The sequence below is a fragment of the Plantactinospora sp. KLBMP9567 genome, assembly GCF_033446045.1.
Classification (GTDB): domain Bacteria; phylum Actinomycetota; class Actinomycetes; order Mycobacteriales; family Micromonosporaceae; genus Plantactinospora.
The window spans coordinates 1-19,963 of sequence record NZ_JAWQRR010000038.1; the positions used below are offsets into that span (position 1 = coordinate 1).

The window sequence follows — 19,963 nt, forward strand, 5'->3', positions numbered from 1 at the left end:
TCCCCATCGGGACCACGGTCGTACTGGTCTGCCCGTCCAACTCGTCGTCCTCGTCAGCCTGTGCCTCGGATTCCTCGACGGGCGGGGGCCGGTGCGCGGCGGCGGCCACCCGGGTCCGCGCCGCGACCCGGGCACTCGCCTTGTCCAGCACCGGGCCGGCCTGCGCCCGGGTGAGCAGCTCGTCGAGGACCCGGGCCACCGCGGTCTCGTTGGTATCGTCCCGGCCGGCCTGCGCCGCCAGCCGGCGGGCATGGCGCCAGGTGACGTACGACAACGTCACCAACACGGCGCAGGAAAAGCTCTTCTCGATCCATCTCGTACTGGCCGCCTTGCTCGCGGCACCGAACCCCGAGGGTAGAGTCCTGATACTCGACGAGCTTGCCGACTCCCTGGGCGCCGAACATCGGCGTGAAGTGCTCGATGCCATCGCAGAGGTCGCCCGTGAGCATCGGATAACGATCCTCGCGACCTGCCAGGATGGCATCATGGCCGAGGCGAGCCCGCACTGCGGACAAGTCCTCTATTTCCACTACCCATCCAAATCCGCGGCACTGAACCGGCCCACGAGAATGTTCGGAGTGGATCGGCTGGGCAGCCGGGTTGAGTTGACCGCAGAAGCTCTGCTGGAAGGCAGAGAGCTGATGTAAGTTGTTCCCGGCGGCGGCGAAGGTCAGGGTGATCGTCCGCTCGTAGGTCAGCCCGATCGCCCGGCCGAGGCCGTAGGAGCCGGCCCAGGCCGGGTTGGACCGTCAGGTGCGCCGTCAGCAGCCAGGGCAGGGCCCGTCTCACCGGGGTGAGCGGATCGACGGTGTTGCGTTCGGGTAGGTCAGCGATCACCGCGGTGGCCCGCTACCAGCGTGACGCAGCCGCCAGCGAGCAACTCCACAGTGCTGAAAACGCAGCATAGGACTCCCACCGCTGGTTGAGAGTCTTCACTCGATGGTCAGCTGCGGTAGTGGGGCTTGAACGAGCCGATCGAGGCTCGATCTGGATGTCGCCGCTTACCACCAATCGCCGCCGGTGCAGGCAGGGTGCCGGCGTGCGGGAAGCCCTCCAGTGGCCTGCCGAGCAACCACCGTCCAGCGATGTCAAGCCACAGGACGGCGTCGAGAGTGAGGCGCTGTAGCTGCCACGGGCTACTTCGAGGGCAGTTCGTACCGGCACTCGATGTACGCCTTTGCCTGCTCTCCGCCTGTCGGGAAGGCTGCCATTGAGGGGCGTCGAAGCTGTACCAGTGGTAGTGCACAACTCGTTGTGACCAAAGGACGCCCGGCCGTAGAAAATGCTGCAGTGTGCTTGACACGTCGGGTTGCCAAGGTGCATCTTACAAAGCAAGGCGAAGCGAGACACCACCTCCAAAATGGAGGTTTGCGTCTACAGGAGGCTTCGCGATGCTCGACACTCCAACCCGCGCGCTGTGGCTGGCCATCACGGTGCTGGCCGCCGCGATGATTGGCGCCGCTGCGGGGTTGACTTCTTGGGCGGGTAGCAAGAGTACCGAAGAGGCGATCCTTGTCGGCGGTGCTGCGTTCGCGGGGGCGCTCCTGTTGATCCTCACGGCAATCCGCTTCATTACTGACAGGGCCAGTTGAGGTCGGTAAACGCGCGCCTGGCCCATCCGCCGTGCTGGAACCGTTCTCTGATACTGGAACCTGATCCAGGGGTACCTCACACTCCTGGAGCCGTCGGTGAGTTCATAGGCGCTCGCAGCGGGCACGTTACTGGCAGCGCCTTGCACATCACGCGCCTTCGTCGGCGAAGCATGTGCGCGAATCGGGGCATTGCGCACCTATGTGTAACTGCGAATCTTGGGAGATGGGCTCTCGCGACGATCTCCGCCGCCGAGATGGTGCAACAGGCATGACGGTTGTTTGGTCAGCGGGGGCCGCCTGCCCGGCGATATCGGTTGTCAACGAGCACCCCGGAGGCGATGAGGGCAACACCGAACAACCCAGTAAGGCCGCGATCCAGGCGGCTGGCAGCTTGGCGGATCGAGCGGAATCCGGGCCCTAGCGCGCCGCCAACGAGGATCACGATGAGGAACAGAGGCCCGGCGGCGGCCCGCCGCACGGAAGAGCCGCCGGGTGATGATGTAGTCTTTCACGACTCCGTCGCACGTGCGGAGCCGGATCCGTGGTAGCGGACCGCCGTCGATCAGTGTGCCGACGATGGTGGCGGTTCCGAGCCTTCTGCCGTCGGTACGGGCAGGACGGGTACTCGGTTCCGGCCTACATGTTGTCCACGTGGTGGGAGCTAGGCGCCTTCTGGGCGACAGACGGTTAGCCGATGACGGGCAGCCGATCAACCGGTACACGTCGATGGGCGATCCCGGAACACTGCAACGATGCTTGGAGCGTTATTCATAACGCTTATCCCCATGTTCTGTAGATTTCGAGTCCGGTGACGGTGCGTAGCACTTCGGGGAATTCGGTGAGGCGTCCCCGCCAGCCGGTGTCGAGGATTTTCCAGTTGACCAGGTGAGCGATCGCGCGTTCGACGGCGGCTCGGAGGCTGTTGATGGCGGTGTTGCAGGCGCGCTGGATGTCGGTCAGCTGCCGGCCGCGGGGTTTGCGGGTGCCGGTGATCGCGTCGGTGCCCAGGTAGCCGAGGTCGGCGATCATGCCGGGTCCGCCGGGTTGAAGGTGGGTGGCCCACCGGTCGGCGATGCCGGCCTCGTGTAGGGCCTTGCTGTCGTGGCGGGCGCCGGGGCAGGGCAGGCCAGTATCGACCAGCCGGCCGTCAAGGTCGGCCACGGCCTGCACGTTGAATCCGCTGGCGTGCCGTTTCCCCGAGTACATGCCCTCAACGCCGACGCGGTCACCGGTCGGGGCGAGGAACCCGTCGACGAGCACCGCCGAGCGCTTCGCTCGCGTCCGTATGTCACCGGCGAAGGCGGCGGTCGCCTCACACAGCAGCGGCCGCAACCGGCGCACGATCCGCGACACAGTGGACTGCGAGCAGCCGAACAGCTCGCCGGCTACCTTCTGAGACTCGTTGCGCCGCATCAGGAACAAGGTCAGCACCACCGCCCGGTACAGGCCCAGAATCCGATGCCGGCCCTTCACGGGCTGCCACACGCCGCCGAGCAGCGCGAACACTGCGTTCACCAGCTCGGCGACTTGATCGCCACGCAGTCCGGTCATAGCCTCGCACCGCGCCGGCCGTCCGGCGGTGATCTCGTTGTTCCACATAGTCCTCGCGATCTATCGCAAGTGCGGCTGTTGCGACGCATAGCGACACGTCACAGGTCGATCACTTTCGAAAGGTGGGAAGCCCTGCGGAGTAGCGGCGAACTTGCGACGAAATGTGTCGACGCCCCAACTCGGCCGAAGGAGTAAGATCCTTCACGGGTGATCCGCGCTCGTGCGCGTGGACCGTGCGAAGCTATGGAGCCAAAGAAATGGTGTCTTCCGTTCGTCAGGTGCGTGTCCGGGTCCGGCCATCGACCCGATCGACCGGCCGGCGATCCGGTGCCCAGCGGGCCTTCGCCGCCGGTCTGATCGCCGTCGTATTGCTGCTGACAGGTTGTCGACCCGATGGCCACGCCACGGCGCCGGAACCCACCGGTCCTGCACCGGAGCCGTCCGCGACCGGGGCGCTGTACGGGCGGGTGATCCGCCCTGACGGGCGGGCGGCGAGTCAGGCTACGGTCTCGCTGGCTCAGGTGACCAAAGGGGACCAATGGCGGACCGGCTTCGCGCTCGTCGCGAGCCTTGGCCTCTTGTGCCTGATCCCGTCATTCTGCGGCGGTCGAGAGGAAGCGGAGGTTTCCGTCGACGGCCAATACAGTTATCCGGCCAGCAAAATGAAGTCCAGCCCAGATTTGGTGATCAGTGCCGCTCAACCTGCCGCTCCCGGCCAGTCGATCGGACCCCGAACCGTGGTCACGGTGAAGCGGGGCGTTACGCCGCAGCGCCTTCCGGACCTCATACTCTGGGAGCCCGAGATCACGGTGACAGAGGCCGGTGTGGGCAGCGCCCGGGTGAGTTGGTCACCCCTGCCTGCCGCCGCGGCACATGGCGGGCGAGTGAGCTATGCGGTGGCCGTACGCGTGGTGGCGCAAGACTCCGGCAAACCGGAGTTGGTTTCGCGTCCGATTACAGGAACCAGTGCCCTCGTCGATACTCGGCCGTACGAGGATGCCTCGATCGAGGTCGTGGTGATGGCCGATGTGGCAACCTCGGTTGACACGCCGCAGGTGTCGTACGGATATCAGTCGGGTGGCCAGGGTCTGTTGTCGGCCGGACCGGCGCCGTCTCGCGGTCTGCCGTGTCTGGCTGACGACAAGCAGCGACGATTGAGGCCCGCCGTCACGCCCTGCCCGTTGACCGATGGCGACCTGGAACGACATGCCGCGGTTTGGCTGCCCGGCGGCTGCTCGGTGGAGGCTGACAACTGCACGGCCGAGTCACACCAGCGACTCTGCATCGATCTTGGTGCGCGCCGATCGATCAGCCTAGTGGTGTTCCGCACACCGTTCCTGCGCGACCGCGCGGTGGTGGAGTTCTCCCCGGACGGCAAGCGGTTTATCTCGGGCGGCCGGCCTGCTCACTCCGAACATGCCCGCACCGTTTATTCGCTGCCGTTGAAGTCGCCCGCCCAGGCGCGCATCGTCTGCGTGCGGGACCGGTTCAGCGGCAGCGTGCTCAGCGAGCTGTCCGCGTGGTGGTGAGCTGACGGAATGACCGACGTTATCGGTCGGCGGGCGGAGGGCGCCACGGTCGGCGGTCGACCCACCGAAGCGAGTGGAACGGCTGCCGGAGCGCCGCGGCGTACTGCAGCCGGCCTGCAGGGCGACCCGGTCGAAGTGATCTAACGCAGGGCGGCCGCCCTTACCTCGGCGACACACCAATCTGATCACACCAGCCCGGCACGGGTTTTGAATAGCGTTCCGGGTTTCTGCTGGTGGCCTGGGATCGGGTGCGGCATAACAAAGGGGCGCGTACTGCCGGGGTGGACGGGGAGACAGCCCGGCACATCGAGGCGGTGCGTGGAGTGGAAGGATTCCTCACCGAGCTACGCGAGGACCTGAAAGCTTGTGCCTTTCGACCACTGCCGGTGCGGCGGCGGGCGATACCCAAAGCGGGCGGCAAGGTCCGTTACCTGGGTATCGCAACGGTTCGTGACCGGGTTGTCCAGGCATCCCTGAAACTGGTGTTGGAGCCGGTGTTCGACGCGGACTTCCTCCCGTGTAGCTACGGGTTCCGCCCGAACCGCCGGGCACACGACGCGGTGGCAGAGGTGCATCACTTCACGTCCCGCTCGTATGAGTGGATCGTGGAGGGAGACATCAAAGCCTGCTTCGACGAGATCGCGCATCCAGCCCTGATGGAGCGGGTGCGTAAACGAGTCGGAGACAAGCGTGTCCTGGCTCTGGTGAAGGCGTTCCTGAAGGCGGGCATCCTCCTGGAGGACGGCACGTTGTCAGATACCAACGCCGGTACGCCACAAGGATCGATCCTGTCACCGTTGCTCAGCAACGTGGCCCTGTCAGTCCTGGACGAGCACATCGCCCAGGGCCCGGGAGGACCCGCAGCCACCCCATATCAACGGGCCAAGCGTCGCCGTCAAGGTCTACCCAACTACCGCCTTGTGCGGTACGCGGACGACTGGTGCCTGACCGTGTCCGGCACCAAGGAGGACGCTGAAGCGCTGCGGGAGGAGATCGCCGGGGTCTTGTCTACGATGGGCTTGCGCCTGTCACCGGAGAAGACCCTGGTCACTCACATCGACGAGGGCCTCGTTTTCCTCGGCTGGCGCATCCAGCGTCACCGTAAACGAGGCACCGGCAAGAGTTACGTCTACGTCTACCCCGCCAAGAAGTCGGTGGCCGCGGTGATGGCGAAGGTACAGACGATCTGCCGGGTGAACACGAACCTTGCGCTCGATGCCCTGCTGCACCCGCTCAACCGGATGTTGCGGGGCTGGGCCGGGTACTTCAAGTACGGATGCTCGAACGCGACCTTCAGCTATCTGCGTTCGTACCTGTGGAAACAGGTCGTCAGGTGACAGGAGCGCAAGCATCGGCGCACCCCCTGGAAGGAACTGCGTCGACGCTACGGCATCTGGCCCGCCGATGGTGACGTGGTGCTGTTCGACCCGGCCAGAGTGCGCGCGACGCGCTACTACTACCGGGGAGCCCGCATCCCAACACCATGGCCGAGCACGACATGAGGTAACCCACGATCCCTGCGGGGCTTGTGGAGAGCCCGGTGCGCTTAGCGGCGCACGCCGGGTTCGGGAGGCGGCATGAGGAAACGGACCAGCGGCAACGCCGGCGCCGCGCCTCATGCCGACCTCACTGGATGCGAGTGGAGGTGAGAGGACTCCACCGCCGGACTGTCGCAGCAGGACGGTGAGGCTGGGGGCAGCCGCTGCCGGGGAGCGCCGGTAGGGGTGGGAGCAGCCCTGACAACGCCGGGACGGGTCGGTACTGCCAGACGGTTCGGGTTCGGCAAGCGAGGCCGAAAGGTGCAACGCGAGTGAACCAGTGTCTGAAGCTCCGTAACGCTTGTGCCGGCTCGAATCTGGTGGATGTGGGCCGGGATGCTGTGCGCGGCCGTCGGGTAGCTGGATGGTCGACTCCGAAGCCGAGCGGACGTTGGGATCGTCGCTCAGGCGGTGTTCGCGACCGGCGAAGGGTTGAGCCTGGCAAAGCCTTCCTGCCGCTGATAGGGAAAGTACGGGTACGGCGCGGTGCGGGTGCTGGCAGTGTCGAGCCGGGCTGTCTGTTCGGGTGTGAGTGACCAGCCGACGGCGTCGATGTTCTGCCGCAGTTGTGTTTCGTTGCGGGCGCCGATGATGACGGTGGCTACCGTGGGTCGTCGTAGTAGCCAGTTGACCGCGATTTGTGGCACTGCTCGGCCGGTTTCGCGGGACAGGTCTTCGAGGACGTCTACGACGCGGAACAGGTGCTCGTCGTTGACCGGCGGGCCGTATGCGGCGGTGGCGTGCAGCCGGCTGGTAGAGGGTGGCGGTGTGTCGCGGCTGATCTTGCCGGTGAGTCGTCCCCAGCCGAGCGGGCTCCAGACCACGGCTCCAACGCCTTGGTCGAGGCCGAGGGGCAGCAGTTCCCACTCGTAGTCCCGGCCTACGAGGGAGTAGTAAACCTGGTGTGCCACGTACCGGCTGCGGTGGTCCCGGTCGGCTGCGGCGAGGGACTTCATGAGTTGCCAGCCGGCGAAGTTGGAGACGCCGAGATAGCGAATCTTCCCGTCCCGTACCAGGTCGTCCAGTGTCGCTACGACCTCTTCGACGGGTGTTGCGGCGTCGAAGGCATGTAGCTGAAACAGGTCGATGTAGTCGGTGCCGAGTCGACGCAGGGCCGCCTCGACCGATCGGATGAGCCGCGCGCGTGAGGTTCCCGCGTCGTTGGGTCCGTCGCCGGTCGGCAGGCCACTCTTGGTCGAGATCATGACCGCGTCGCGTCGGCCTTTGATCGCTTGTCCCAGCACCTCCTCGGACGCGCCGTCGGAGTACACGTCCGCTGTGTCGAACATGCTTATCCCGGCGTCCAGACAGATGTCCACGAGGCGTCTTGCCTCGCGGGCGTCCGTGTTGCCCCAGGCGCCAAAGAGCGGTCCGGAGCCGCCGAAGGTGCCGGCGCCGAAACTGAGGGCGGGCACAGTGAGTCCGGATGCCCCAAGTCGTCGATACTCCACGATGACAGCCTTCCATTAAGGGAACTACAGTTCCGTTAAGACGCCGGCTACGATAGCAGCCATCCGCAGTTAAGGGAACTGGAGACCCGTTATGGCCGTCGGTGCGATCCGACCCGGAGGGCGGACCGCCCGGGTCCGCGCCGCCGTGCTACGAGCTGCCGGTGACGCACTCGTCGAGCACGGCTTCGACCGTCTCGACCTCGCGGACGTGGCGCGCCGCGCCGAGGTGGGCAAGACAACGGTCTACCGCCGCTGGGGTACGGCCGCCGGCCTCGTCGCCGACCTGCTGACGGACATGGCGGAGCAGTCGCTGCCGCGAGCCGACACTGGATCGCTGACCGAGGACCTGCGTGCCAATGCCCGGCTCGTGCAGCGCACCCTGGTCGATCCGCGTCAGGGTGCACTGTTCCGGGCGGTCATCGTCGCCGCGACCTGCGACCCCCGTGCCGCCGAGGCTCTGCACCACTTCTACGCCGTCCGCATCGCCGAGTGGGCCCCCTGCGTGGAGCAGGCCGTGCGGCGGGCGGAGCTTCCCCCGGGCACGGACGCGGCCGAGGTCATCCGCGCCGTCTCGGCACCGCTCTACTACCGCCTGCTCGTCAGCGGAGACCCCATCGACGAGGCCACGGCAGACCGGGCTGCCGAAGCGGCAGCGGCAGCCGCCCACGCCGGCGTCTACACGCCCGCCAGCGGTCCCAACTGACGACACAGCCCAACCGCATCTGCCGCGACCCGCTGGGCGGATCGTGTCGGGCCGCTGGACACCGGGGTGGTGGTGCCGACGTGCGCACCTATGCTGGGTACGTGCGGCTGGCGCAGGTCAACATAGCCCGTATGCGGGCCGGACCGGATTCGCCGATCATGGCGGGGTTTATGGCGGTGGTCGATCCGGTGTACCGGATCGCTGAGGGTAGCCCCGGGTTCGTATGGCGACTGCGCGGCGCTGGCGGGCACATGCCAACTTGCCGCGAGGCGCACGAGTGGCTGATTGTCAACATCTCGGTCTGGGACTCCTACGAGGCTCTGCATCAGTTCGTCTACCGCAGCCGGCATGGCGGGCTGGGACGCCGGCGCGCCGAGTCGTTCTTGCCGACACCACAACCGAGCACCGCCCTGTGGTGGGTGGCGGATGACCATCGGCCGGGGCTGGACGAGTCCCGGGCGAAGCTGACAATCTTGCGCCGCGAAGGCCCGTCGCCGCGCGCGTTCTCGCGCCGCCGTCGATTCGAACTCGACGGCACACCGAGCCGCCGGCGTTGACGGCCGGGCACGCCGGCGACCGGCGCAGGTGTCGCAGGACAGCAAATCCATCCGCCGACCGTCGCGCCACGCCAGCTGGAGACGTCACGCTCCGTGGGTTGCCTCCGGCGGCGGCCGACGTCCGGAACTGCCGACGAGAGTGCACTCGGTCTTTCGTCTCTCCGCGGCATCGTGGCCCTGGGACGTTGCGCGGCTGCCGGGCCAGGAGCGGCGCGGGTGACACGGCAAGCAACCATGCAAGGGTGACCGACGCCGTATCGTCCTCCCTGGCTGACGCCGTATCGTCTTCCTCGACTGCTGTGATCGATCTCATCGATGGATACATGCATCGGGTGCTGAAGGGCAGAGAAGATCCGGTGGGGGTCGTCGAGGAGCTGAAGTGTGCGCTGGTCGACCTGCTCCTCACGGACGACGTGGTGAATGTTGCCGCGCTGTACAGCATCTACGCAGACTTGTCGGACATCGTCGACGGCTACCCGTTCCACTACGACGACGGCACCGAAATGATCGCCCAACGGGAGATTCGCGACGCCGCCTGGGAATGGTTGAGTATTGCGCGCAATGCCGACGGGATGAAGACCTACGTCGACCGCTGGGCTGCGAGAATCGCGGCCTTACCGACGACCGACGGGGGACGGCCGTTCCGCGGCGACTCCGGTCGCCTGGAAGGCGAATAGCACCTGGCAACTGCGACCCCGGTCCAGTCTCGCCGCGCGGCCGGAATCGCATCCGCATCTGCCGCCGAGCCGGCTCGCGAGGGTGTGTTTGTCTGCGCACGCTGTACCGTCACGCCGCGCAACCGGCTACCGATCGGATTCGTACGATGGCAGTGGCATGCCTCTTGCGGCGGTTGCCGCCGGCTACGGTGCCGGCAGCGGGTCGACACCGTGACCCCAATCCCTTCGACGGAGGGCTCTGCGAACATGTCGCAAACCGACGCCATCGGCAACGAGTTGCGGTCGATGCGGGCCGGCATCGAACGCGCCAGGTCGACCGCATCCGCTACCGGGCGGGAAGCCGAACAGGTGGCAACGAGGGCTGCCGCTGCGGGATTCAGTGGAATCGTCGCCGGCATGTCCCAGGTGCGGGAGGCGATCAGGAACATCCAGGCTGGCCTGGGCAGCGTCGACGGGGCCGTCAATGACGCTTCCAACTCTCTCGTGGTGGTACCCAAGGAGGCCTCGCCGGCGGAGGTGATCGAGGCACTGAACCGCGCGGCGGACAGGGTGGGTACCGCGCACGACGGAGTCGGTTCGTCACTCAGCAAGGTTGACGAGACCCGTGCTCTCGTCGCCAGGGTCCTGCAGGGTGGCGATCCCGGGCCGCTGCTCTCCATGCTTGGAACCATCAAGGAGATTCTCTTGCTGGTGGCGCAGCATGGCGGTGCGGTCAAACACTCGCTCGCCTCGGCCGTGACCGACGCTCGCCGGACGGGCAACTCGGGAAACTGACCAGGGCTGGCGGCGCCTTGCCGGCAACGGGGGTCCCTACTGGGCCAGCAGCCCGGGTAGCCGAGGGGCGGTCCTCGGTCCGTCAGAAATATGTATCCGGCAGGTGCCGGCGAGGCACCGGTCCGGAGGCACAGATGACGAGCATGCAGCGGGATGTTCAGCCGGCCGAGCCGGGTACGACGTCCTGCGCGCCGGCTGCGGGCCAACACCTCTGGACCTCGATTGGCCCGTCGGTACCGGCCCAGGTCGGCGAGGGTCGCCGGCGCCAACGGACTTGCCTAACCGGGGTCTCCACCAGGCAGAATGAGTTGTGATCATCCAGCCGGTCAGTTGGTAGTCGAGGTGAGCCTCCGACCCGAGCAGCGGGAACTTCTCCAGCAACTGTTGCAGGAGGAGCTTCGCGCCGCCTGGCGGGCGGCGGTGGCGGAGGGCGCGACGCCTGAGGCACTCGCCCAATTGGTCGACGAGCGTTGCCGGGCTGTCGGGTTGTCACCGAGCGTCGACGACGATCGCCCGGACCGAGGCGACGATCCGGGTGACGGCCCGGGGGTCGGCGAGCAGCGCTGAAACCCGCTCGTCGAGGGCAGGCCCGCTTCCTGGCATCCGATCCAGTTCGTCGCCGCCGGTACCCGAGCCGAACACGGTGCCGATGACCCGCACCACCGTCTCGGTCAGGTCGCCGCCGCCGGACAGTCCCAAGGCAAGGGCGTCCACTGCGGCGGACGCGAGGCGGGCCAACCGGGCTTCGTCGACCTCGTGCTCAGCGACGGAGAGCAACGGGCGAGAGACGCCCGCTCCATCGCCGGCCGAGGGTGCCACCGGCGCGGTCTTGCGCCCGAGGGGTCGCTCGACGTAATCCAGGTACCGCTTCGGGCGGCGTCGCATGGCAGCCAGTACGACCTCGACCTCTCGGGCCACCGCCTCCGGGTCACTCCCGGTCCAGTCCCCGGTGACCGCCGCCCGGCGTCGGGCCCAGCTCTCCAGCGGCCAGACACCGGCCCCGGCGGTGGCGGGCACGCCGACCCAATTGAGGATCTCGAGCGCGACCTGCGTCAGCCAGGCGTCGCGGCCGAGTTCTGCGGCGAGCCATTCAGGTACGCGCGGGCGCTGCAGCGCGCCCCGCTGTCCCCGCCTCCTCCGGTGGCCGTCGATGGTGACCGCGGTCACCCGCCCACTCATCCATCCCTCGATGTTGCGGATCGGCGTCTTTGCGTTGACCAGGAGGTCGCTGACGACCGCTTCGACGTCGTCGTGGAAGCCGTCGAGGCACTCGTCGGCGAGCCGGAGGACGTCGATCGAGCAGGTCCAGTGACCACGCCGCCGTTCCACGGGGCGGGTAACCCGGTTGAAAACCACGGGCCAGGCGAGGGCATACGCCGTACCGGCCAGTCGTGCGTACTCGTCCGGCGGGGCGCCAGCGGCCTCGGCGGCGAGGATCCCACGGCGAGCCAGGTCGCGCAGGACCGACTCGCCGACCGGACCGGGATCGGAGGCCCTCGCTGCCGCCCCGGGCCGATCGGCCCGCGCCCCGCCGCGGTCCGCAGCGGGGTCGAGCGGGCCCCGGAGGTTCGCGAAGGTCGACGGAAGCTGAGCTGCGCTGGTCACTGTTCCCCTTCCCACGGTTCCCGCGACAGTTCCTCGCCGCCGGTCGAAGCAGGCGGAGTTCGGGCCGTACGACATGTGGAGACGCCAACCCGGAAGGAGTATCGCGGCGCGGAATGACGGCTGGCGAGGGTCCGCAGCGGCTTTCTGGCCGAATTGTTGCTCACAGTGCCGGGCCGGTAACCCAACCAACCGGGTCAGCTCGGCCGCGGTTCCGGTTCGGCCGTACCCGGTCGCCGTTCCCACGACCCGCTCGCCCCGACCGGCGATCCGGGGCGCCCTTCCGGCTTAGGCCGTTCGGGGGTCATCCGCCTTTTGTCGGAACGGGTGAGCGGCGGCAACGTCGCCACCACCAGCCCAGCCGGTGGAGTTGGGGGACCACGCCGGTGCCTACCGGTCGGCATGAGGAAGCGGTGTCCGGCACGCCGGATCACCGCCCGGAATGGATGAAGGCTCCCCACTCGACGGTGCCTGCGGGGCCGACCTTGACCAGGGCGTCACGCAGCGCCGGCGGCATTTCCGCCGGCACCTCGCGGTGTTCCGACAGCATCCACAGCTGCGCCTCGCGCAGCGCGTCCGCCGGTCTCCGGCCCTGTACCCGGAGGAAGTGGTGGAACATGAACATCAAGACCGAGGTGGCCGCATCCGGCACGCTCCACTGGGCGGCGACAACCGTACGAACGTTGTTGGCCAGCAGCGTCGTGCTGATGCTGAACGCCTCGTCATCGCCTCGCCCACATACGCCACTACTGCACGCGGCCGGTACGGCCAGGGCGACCGGTCGCCCCGCCGACGAGCGTACGAGTTCTTCCGCCGCCAGCCGCTCACCGTTCGCCAGGAGCAGGTACGACGTAGCAGCCGTGCCAGTACCCGGCCCGACCATGCCATGGCACGCCAGGTGCATCATCGTTCCCGCGCCGGCATCACCCAACCAGTCGAGCAGGTCGGTACGGGTTCCAGGGCCGTCCGCACCGGACCGGCCGTCCGGCAAACGCCCGACATAACAGGCCAGCGGGGCGGGCGAGCCTGCACCGGTTCCTCGGCAGCCTTTCCGCCAGTGACTACGTGGCAATCTATACCTTCAACTCCACGGCGACGCCCCGATACCTCGGCCCCGCCGGATCGCCTGACCGGATGCTCGCCAAGGTGCCGCGCGCTCCCGAGGGCGGCAGCACCGACATCGGTGCGGCGATCGAGCGGGCGGTCGGCGAGTTGGAGCGCCCCGGCGCGGCCGACATCGCATCGATCGTGCTGCTCACCGATGCCGAGCACACTCCGGCGTCCGGATCGGACTACCCGAGGTCGACCGGGCCTCGTTGGCAGGTCCTCGCCGACCGGGCTCGCCGACTGCCGGCGAAGTCGGTCAGCGGCTACGCGCTACCGCTGCGGGACGGTGCGACCGGAGCCGGGCTGCTCAGGTCTGTCATCCGGCAGACCGAGACGCTGGACCCGTCGACGGTGGCTCAACTCGGCGCGTACCTCGGTCGTAGCAAGGCGGCCGCCCGGCTCGAGAAGGCCAGGATCGCCCTGGCCGGCGACATCGGCAAAGGCGTGACGGTGAACTGGGACATGCCGGCCCGGGGCGGATCTCAGCACGGCCGACGTACCCGTACGGCTCACCCTTCGCGCCGAGACAAGCCGGACGCCGCTGACGGTTACCGGACTGCGGGCGGCCGGATTCGACGGTGGGCCGACCCTCGTCGGAGACCTGCCCGACCGCGTCGAGCTCAAGCCCGGCGAGACCCTGTCGTTTTCACTCCGGCTGCCCTGGCACCGTGCGGCGTGGGTCATCCCGTTCCACGACTCCGTCACGGTGACCGACCGGCCCACGGTCACCGGGGTGGTGTCCTCGCCCTGGGCGTCGGCGCTCGCCCCGGACATCGCCCTCGCCACCCCCGGCGCTCTGCCGGCCGGTGGCCCCGCAGTCGTCACCACCTCGCGGGTCGGCACCTGGCGGGCCCAGGTTGGCGTCACGGTGGTCGCCCTCCTGCTGCTCGGTTTCGTCATCGTCATGACCTACCTGCGGCGCCGGGCCGTCCAGTCCGGAACGCTCGTGGCGGTGTCGCCGATCACCGGCGAGGAGTCGGCCGCGTTCCGGCTGCGCGGCCGTACGACGCGGGTGGCCGGCCAACACCTGCCGGGCGAGGGGCTGATCGTGGCCCGCCGGGTCCCACGAGGGTTCGACAACGCGGACGGGGTGGAGTACCGCATCAGGTACCGACAGCTGGACCGCACCCACACGAACAGCCTGCCCGCCCGTGGCACGGTGCTGATCGGCGGTGTCGCCTTCGAGCACCGGCCGGACTGACCGGGGACGCCGATCCTGCCGCTGTCCGGGACCGTCAACCGTCGATGGGGAGCTTCCCGGGACAGGACTCCCAGGAAGGTTCCCCATTGGAGTGGAGTAGGGACTAATCGGCGGCGGGGACGGACGATTCGACGGCCGGGCAACTGGCGCCGCGGGCCGGGTCGTCGCCGGTCGGGCCGGGCCTGGTCATAGCGAAACCGCGCACATGCCAATAGAAGCGAGCAGGGCGCTCACGACGAATCGCTGATAGACCGGCCGGCCGGGTGGAACGGCGGGCCGGGGCACCCGGGCGGCAGGGGTCCGGGTCAGGCGGGCCCGGCGAATGCGTCGACCCCGGTCAGCTCGGCCGACAGCGCCCACAGCCGCGCCGCCCCGTCCGGGTCCGTCGCCTGGTCGACGACGGCGCAGTCCTCGCAGTACCGGCCGCCCAGCCCGGCGAGCCGGGGCGAGGCGGCCGCCCAGACCTGGGTCGCCGCTCCCTGCTGCGGGGTCTTGAACTCGGCGTTCACCAGGTTGCCGTCCGCGTCCACCCACCCGGCGGCCACCATCTCGTCCCGGCTGAGGTGCCGCTGGAGCGGGGTGAGGATGTAACCGGGGTGCACCGAGAACGCCCGCACCCCCACCGCCCGGCCGAGTACGTCGAGCCGCTCGGCGAACAGCACGTTCGCCCGCTTCGCCTGGGCGTACGCCTGCCACTTGTCGTACCCCTGCGAGAAGTGCGGATCGGACCAGCGGATCGCCGCCGCGTGCTGGGCGCGGGAGGTGAGCACCACGACCCGGGCTCCCCCGCCCCGCCTGATCGCCGGCCACAGGAGGTTGACCAGCGCGTAGTGCCCGAGGTGGTTGACGCCGAACTGCGCCTCCCAGCCCGGGCCGACCCGGGTCTGCGGGCACGCCATGACGCCGGCGTTGTTCATCATGATGTCGATGCCCCTGCCCGAGGCCAGGAACCGGTCCGCGAAGGCCCGTACGCTGTCCAGGTCGGCCAGGTCGAGTTCGTCCACCTCGACCCCGTCGATCCCGGTCAGCGCGGTGCGGGCCACCGCCGGTCGCCGGGCGGGTACGACCACCCGGGCGCCGGCCCGGGCGAGCGCCACTGTCGCCTCCCGGCCGAGTCCGGAGTATCCGCCGGTGACGAGCGCGAGCCGGCCGGAGAGATCGATTCCCCGCAACACCTCGTCGGCGGTACTCCACGCGCCGAAAACGCCCGGCTCTCCGGTGCCGGAGCCGGCTGTCCGGGGCACGTCGGATCCGGTACCCGAATTATCTGCTGTCACTGCCATGCGGGCGAAGCTAGGTGCTAGACCGCGCTCTAGGTCAACGCGCGTATGCTCCGGCCATGCTCGACACCCCGGCGGAATTCAGCATCGGGCAGGTGGCCGAACGCACCGGCCTGAGCGTGCACACCCTGCGGCTGTACGAACGGGAAGGGCTGCTGACCGGCCGGCTGCGCCGCAGCAGCGGGGGCCGTCGCGTCTACGGCGAGTGGGACGTGCAGTGGCTCGGCAACTGCACGAAGTTCCGGGCCTCCGGGATGCCGCTGGCCACGATCCGCCGACTCGCCGAACTGGTCGGCGAGGGTCCGGGCAACGAGGCCGAACGTCTCGAACTGCTCCGGGCGCACCGGCAGCGGGTGCTGGACCGGATCGCCGAACTCCACGACTGCCTCGACCTGATCAGCAGCAAGGTCACCGCCTACGAGGAAGCCGTCCGGCAGGGCACCGCGGACCGGCTCTGGAGCACCCCGTCGACCGGGCCCGGCACCGACCCTAACCCGGAGGCCGAGGAAGGCCGGTGACCAGGCCGCCCGGGCGGCGCCCGGCCAACCCGGTGACGGCAGTCAGCAGGCGGACCCGCCGGGCGTGACCAACCCCGTCTCGTACGCCAGCATCACCAACTGGGCACGGTCCCGGACACCGAGTTTGGTGATGATCCGGCTGACGTGGGTCTTCGCGGTCAGCGGGCTCATCCGCAATGCCCGGCCGATCTCGGCGTTGCTCAGCCCGCCCGCCACCAGTGCCAGCACCTCGCGTTCCCGGGCGGTCAGCCCGGCGAGCCGCTCCACCGAGCCCTGCGCCGGCCCGGGACGCCGGCCGAACTCCTCGATCACCCGCCGGGTCACGCCCGGGCTGAGCAGCGCGTCGCCGGCCGCGACGACCCGGACCGCGTGACACAGCTCCTCCCGGCTGACGGTCTTGGCCAGGAAGCCGCTCGCCCCGGCCAACAACGCCGCGAAGATGTACTCGTCGATCTCGTACGTGGTCAGCACGATGATCCGTACCCCGGCGGTGGCCGGATCGGTGGTGATCCGTTCGGTGGCCGTCAGGCCGTCCAGCCCCGGCATGCGGATGTCCAGCAGTGCGACGTCGGTCCGGACCTGCCGAACCAGCCGTAGCGCCTCCGCGCCGTCGGCCGCCTCCGCCACTACCTCGATGTCGCCGTCCAGCCCCAGCAGGCCACGCAGCCCGGCCCGGACGAGCGGCTGGTCGTCGGCGAGCAGCACCCGGATGGTCATCGGCCTCCCCCGCCCGGCTCGGTGCTCGCCTCCGCGACCCGGTCGCCGTCGACCGTCCGCCTCCGGTCGATCCCATCGGCTGGCACGGTCCCGCCAGCCACGTCGACCGTCTCCACCGCATCGCCCGACACGGGCCCACCCGCGCCGTCGACCGTCTCCACCGCATCGCCCGACACGGGCCGACCTGCGCCGTCGACCGTGCGGGGCAGCCAGGCGCCGACGGCGTACCCGCCGCCGGACAGCGGGCCGGCGTGCAGCGTTCCGCCGAGTCCGGTGGCCCGTTCCCGCATCCCGGTCAGGCCGTGGCCGCCGGCCGCCGGCCCGGAACCGCCGCCCGTGCCGTCATCGCGGACGTCGAGGCCGACGCCGTCCGGGGCGTACCGAAGGGTCAACGTGATCGACCGGGCGTGCGCGTGCCGCAGCACGTTGGTGACGGACTCCTGCGCGATCCGGTACAGGGTCAGCCCGACGGTGGGCGGCAGCGGCCGGGGCTCGCCCTCGAGGTCGAACCTCGTCCTCAGGCCGGCCTCGGCCGCCCGGTCGAGCAGCGTGCCGAGGTGCGTCTCGTCCGGCAGGGAGCACAGCTCCGGCCCGGTCGCGGCGCCGGGCTCGCGCAGCAGGCGTACCGCTCGGCTCAGCTCGTCGATCGCGTCCACGTTGACCTGCCGGGCGCCGTCCAGCAGCTCCCGTGCGGCGTCCGGGTCCCGCCCGACGAGCTCCCGGGCCAGGTTGAGCTGGATCCCCACCACCGCGACGGTGTGCGCGGTGACGTCGTGCAGTTCGCGGGCGATCCGGATCCGTTCGGCGAGGACCAGCCGGGCGGACTCCCGGGCCTGCTCCGCCTGCTCGGCGGCAAACCGGGCCTCGGCTTCCCTGGCGTACAGCTCGGCGGTGCGGAAGGCGGTGCCTGCCACCAGGGCCAGGGCCAGCATCGCGGCCTCGCGGAGCGCCCCGTCGAGCATCCGGAGCGGTTCGACGCCGGCGTTGCGCACCCAGCCGGTGGAGACCAGCAGGGTCGAGGCACCGACCGCCGCCGCGATCAGCGGCTGACCCGCCCGGGCGACCGTGTAGAGCGGGACCAGCAGCGGCCAGATCGGCGAGACGCTGGGAAAGTCGGTCAGGTTGTAGCCCATGATGGCGACCAGCGACAGCACCAGTACCAGCACCGGGTGCCGGCGCCGGAACAGCAGCAGGGTGCCGGTCACCACGCCGAGGGCGGCCGCGGCGACGGTGGAGTCCCGGCTCGACGGCTCGCCGGCCACCTCGGTCGCCACCGTGATGGCGACCGCGCTGACCAGTGCGAGTAGCACGTCCAACCGGCGCATCGGACCTCACTTCCCGTGCCCCGGATGCGCGCCGGCGAGGTCGGCCGGCACCCGGGGTTCGTCCCGGGCCGAGACGGCAATGAATTGTCCCATCATGCCGGCGTCCTCGTGGGCGAGCAGGTGGCAGTGGAACATGTACGGTGCCCGCACGTCCGAGTGCGCCAGGAACCGTACGGCGAGCCGGACCCGGCCGCCCGGCGGCACGTACACGGTGTCCTTCTCGCCTGCCAGGTGCGGTGCCGGCGGCCGCCCGTCCACGTCGAGCAGGTGGAACGCCGCGCCGTGCAGGTGGAAGTTGTGCGGGATCCCTCCGGTGTTGCCGATCTCCCAGGTCTCCACCGAGCCGGCCCGGACCACCCGGTCGATCCGGATCGGATCGTGCGCCCGCTCGTCGAACCGGAAGTCCCCCATCGTCATCCGGTACGGCTCGCCCCCGGTCGGCCCGGGCACCGGTGGCGCGGCGGCCAGCCGGGACGGCAACGCGGGCGACGGCCGCAGCACCGGCGCCGCGACGATCTTCACCAGGTCGAAGGTGTCGGCGCCGCCGGCCAGTCGCCGGATCAGCACGTTGCCGCCCATCGGTGCCGGGAAGCCACGCAGCAGCACCTGCTCGCCGGGCCGGAACCGCACGACGATCTCGGCGCGTTCGCCCGGCGAGAGCATCAGCCGGCGCAGCGGCAGCGGCGCGTCCCGCAGCCCCAGGTCGGTGGCCACCAGCGAGAACTCCCGGTCGTCGGCGAACCCGATGGAGAAGACCCGGGCGTTCGCGCCGTTCAGCAGCCGGAACCGGACCAGTTCGTCGCCGACCTCCAGGTGCGGGTCGTAGCCGCCGTTGACCAGGATCCGGTCGCCGAGCAGGCCGGTGACGGAGAACCCGCCGAACTCCAGGCCGGACTCGTCGAGCACGCCGTCGTCGTCCAGCTTGCGGTCCTGGAGGATCAGCGGGATGTCGTCCACGCCGTACCGGCGGGGCAGTGGCAGCGCGTCGGCCTCGTCGTCGTCGACCAGGAACAGGCCGGCCACCCCGCGATAGACGTGCGCCGCGGTGCGCCGGTGCAGGTGCGGGTGGTACCAGAGGGTCGCCGCCCGCTGCTCGACCGTCCAGTACGGCTGCCAGGTCCGGCCCGGCGCGATCGGCTGGTGCGGGCCGCCGTCCATCACCGCCGGCAGGTGCATGCCGTGCCAGTGCAGCGAGGTGGTCTCGGGCAGGTTGTTGGTCACGTCGACCGCCACCCGGTCACCGGGCCGGGCCCGCAGCGTCGGCCCGAGGATCGGCCCGTTCGCGCCCCAGGTGGTGGTGCTGGTCCCGGGGAGCAGTTCGGTGCGGCCCTGCCCGAGGGTGAGGCGGAACCGCTTGCGCCGGTCGGCGTCGACACTGGGCGACAGCAGCGGCGGGATGGGCAGCCGGTTGCGGAACGACAGGGTGCCGACGTTGCTCCGCCCGGACTCCGCCCAGAGGTAGCCGGCGAATCCGGCGGCCGGGGCGACGAGCAGGCCGGTGCCGGCGCCGAGCCAGCCGAGCAGCCTGCGCCGGGTGATCACCGCCGGCTCCGGGGCCGCAGGCTCCAGAGCACGAGTACGACCCCGATGACCATCACCCACCAGCCGAGCAGCGCCTCGGGCATCGGTACCAGACCGGGGTCGTCGAACCAGACGTGCGGCGGGACGAAGAACCAGCCGAGATTGAAGGTGAGCCCGACCAGGGCCACCACCAAGCCGACCCAGAGCAGACGTCGTTCAGCCATGCCCCGACGCTAGGTAGCCGGGGTACCGGCGGGCGTCTGCCGAGCGGAGTCGAAATCCGTACTCCACCCGGTGTACGACCCCGACCCGGCGTCGGG

Annotated in this window: 20 protein-coding genes and 1 pseudogene; 10 read left to right on the forward strand and 11 right to left on the reverse strand. The window is 69.5% G+C overall.

What is annotated here, in order from left to right:
* A pseudogene (locus R6Y94_RS27305) lies at window positions 1–280 on the reverse strand (integrase); the annotation flags it as partial.
* Here R6Y94_RS27305 and R6Y94_RS27310 point away from each other — a divergent pair.
* Entirely contained in the window at window positions 261–647 is a 387-nt protein-coding gene (locus R6Y94_RS27310) for a hypothetical protein (protein WP_318398717.1), read from the forward strand. The pseudogene R6Y94_RS27305 and the gene R6Y94_RS27310 sit on opposite strands and share 20 nt — an antisense overlap.
* 744 nt (window positions 648–1,391) lie before the next feature.
* Entirely contained in the window at window positions 1,392–1,592 is a 201-nt protein-coding gene (locus R6Y94_RS27315) for a hypothetical protein (RefSeq protein WP_318398718.1), read from the forward strand.
* 777 nt (window positions 1,593–2,369) lie between these two features.
* Here the strand turns inward: R6Y94_RS27315 and R6Y94_RS27320 are convergent.
* Window positions 2,370–3,143, reverse strand: a complete 774-nt coding sequence (locus tag R6Y94_RS27320) for a transposase family protein (protein ID WP_318398719.1) — start codon at window positions 3,141–3,143, stop codon at window positions 2,370–2,372.
* 278 nt (window positions 3,144–3,421) lie between these two features.
* Here R6Y94_RS27320 and R6Y94_RS27325 point away from each other — a divergent pair, with 278 nt between their 5' ends.
* Window positions 3,422–4,672, forward strand: coding sequence for a hypothetical protein (locus R6Y94_RS27325; RefSeq protein WP_318398720.1), 1,251 nt, complete (start codon window positions 3,422–3,424; stop codon window positions 4,670–4,672).
* A gap of 233 nt (window positions 4,673–4,905) precedes the next feature.
* Window positions 4,906–6,009, forward strand: coding sequence for a group II intron reverse transcriptase/maturase (ltrA, locus tag R6Y94_RS27330; protein ID WP_318398721.1), 1,104 nt, complete (start codon window positions 4,906–4,908; stop codon window positions 6,007–6,009).
* Between the two features lie 605 nt (window positions 6,010–6,614).
* Here ltrA and R6Y94_RS27335 read toward each other — a convergent pair.
* Window positions 6,615–7,661, reverse strand: coding sequence for an aldo/keto reductase (locus R6Y94_RS27335; RefSeq protein WP_318398722.1), 1,047 nt, complete (start codon window positions 7,659–7,661; stop codon window positions 6,615–6,617).
* Window positions 7,662–7,752: 91 nt separating this feature from the next.
* Between R6Y94_RS27335 and R6Y94_RS27340 the strand changes: the two genes are divergently transcribed.
* From R6Y94_RS27340 to R6Y94_RS27355, 4 genes are all read left to right on the forward strand, one after another.
* Window positions 7,753–8,364 (forward strand): TetR/AcrR family transcriptional regulator, encoded by a 612-nt coding sequence (locus tag R6Y94_RS27340; protein WP_318398723.1) that lies wholly within the window; start codon window positions 7,753–7,755, stop codon window positions 8,362–8,364.
* Between the two features lie 101 nt (window positions 8,365–8,465).
* Complete coding sequence (locus R6Y94_RS27345) at window positions 8,466–8,921, forward strand: DUF3291 domain-containing protein (protein ID WP_318398724.1); 456 nt, start codon at window positions 8,466–8,468, stop codon at window positions 8,919–8,921.
* Between the two features lie 242 nt (window positions 8,922–9,163).
* Window positions 9,164–9,598, forward strand: a complete 435-nt coding sequence (locus R6Y94_RS27350; RefSeq protein ID WP_318398725.1) for a hypothetical protein — start codon at window positions 9,164–9,166, stop codon at window positions 9,596–9,598.
* A gap of 246 nt (window positions 9,599–9,844) precedes the next feature.
* Window positions 9,845–10,372: a DUF6244 family protein gene (locus R6Y94_RS27355; protein ID WP_318398726.1), complete on the forward strand. Its 528-nt coding sequence runs from the start codon at window positions 9,845–9,847 to the stop codon at window positions 10,370–10,372.
* 489 nt (window positions 10,373–10,861) lie between these two features.
* On the opposite strand, the gene R6Y94_RS27360 is transcribed toward R6Y94_RS27355, so the two are convergent.
* The 3 genes from R6Y94_RS27360 to R6Y94_RS27370 all read right to left on the reverse strand — a co-directional run bounded on the left by R6Y94_RS27360 (window position 10,862) and on the right by R6Y94_RS27370 (window position 13,233).
* Window positions 10,862–11,977 (reverse strand): hypothetical protein, encoded by a 1,116-nt coding sequence (locus R6Y94_RS27360; RefSeq protein ID WP_318398727.1) that lies wholly within the window; start codon window positions 11,975–11,977, stop codon window positions 10,862–10,864.
* Between the two features lie 427 nt (window positions 11,978–12,404).
* Entirely contained in the window at window positions 12,405–13,046 is a 642-nt protein-coding gene (locus R6Y94_RS27365) for a CHAT domain-containing protein (RefSeq protein ID WP_318398728.1), read from the reverse strand.
* Between the two features lies 1 nt (window position 13,047).
* On the reverse strand, window positions 13,048–13,233 hold the full coding sequence (locus tag R6Y94_RS27370) for a hypothetical protein (RefSeq protein WP_318398729.1): 186 nt from the start codon (window positions 13,231–13,233) through the stop codon (window positions 13,048–13,050).
* A 554-nt stretch (window positions 13,234–13,787) separates the two neighbouring features.
* Here R6Y94_RS27370 and R6Y94_RS27375 point away from each other — a divergent pair.
* Window positions 13,788–14,282 (forward strand): hypothetical protein, encoded by a 495-nt coding sequence (locus tag R6Y94_RS27375; RefSeq protein ID WP_318398730.1) that lies wholly within the window; start codon window positions 13,788–13,790, stop codon window positions 14,280–14,282.
* A gap of 305 nt (window positions 14,283–14,587) precedes the next feature.
* On the opposite strand, the gene R6Y94_RS27380 is transcribed toward R6Y94_RS27375, so the two are convergent.
* A complete protein-coding gene (locus R6Y94_RS27380) occupies window positions 14,588–15,526 on the reverse strand; it encodes an oxidoreductase (protein WP_318398731.1) in 939 nt (312 codons plus the stop codon).
* Window positions 15,527–15,621: 95 nt separating this feature from the next.
* On the opposite strand from R6Y94_RS27380, the gene R6Y94_RS27385 reads away from it, so the two are divergent.
* Window positions 15,622–16,080: a MerR family transcriptional regulator gene (locus R6Y94_RS27385; RefSeq protein WP_318398732.1), complete on the forward strand. Its 459-nt coding sequence runs from the start codon at window positions 15,622–15,624 to the stop codon at window positions 16,078–16,080.
* Between the two features lie 42 nt (window positions 16,081–16,122).
* On the opposite strand, the gene R6Y94_RS27390 is transcribed toward R6Y94_RS27385, so the two are convergent.
* The 4 genes from R6Y94_RS27390 to R6Y94_RS27405 are packed head-to-tail and all read right to left on the reverse strand — an operon-like array spanning window position 16,123 to window position 19,867.
* Window positions 16,123–16,797 (reverse strand): response regulator transcription factor, encoded by a 675-nt coding sequence (locus tag R6Y94_RS27390; protein ID WP_318398733.1) that lies wholly within the window; start codon window positions 16,795–16,797, stop codon window positions 16,123–16,125.
* Window positions 16,794–18,122, reverse strand: a complete 1,329-nt coding sequence (locus R6Y94_RS27395; RefSeq protein WP_318398734.1) for a sensor histidine kinase — start codon at window positions 18,120–18,122, stop codon at window positions 16,794–16,796. The genes R6Y94_RS27390 and R6Y94_RS27395 overlap by 4 nt, the downstream gene beginning before the upstream one ends.
* Window positions 18,123–18,128: 6 nt before the next feature.
* Entirely contained in the window at window positions 18,129–19,664 is a 1,536-nt protein-coding gene (locus R6Y94_RS27400) for a multicopper oxidase family protein (RefSeq protein ID WP_318398735.1), read from the reverse strand.
* The gene (locus R6Y94_RS27405; protein ID WP_318398736.1) at window positions 19,661–19,867 is read right to left on the reverse strand and encodes a hypothetical protein; all 207 of its coding nucleotides are present in this window, start codon (window positions 19,865–19,867) and stop codon (window positions 19,661–19,663) included. Before R6Y94_RS27405 ends, R6Y94_RS27400 begins: the two co-directional genes overlap by 4 nt.
* Window positions 19,868–19,963: the final 96 nt, after the last annotated feature.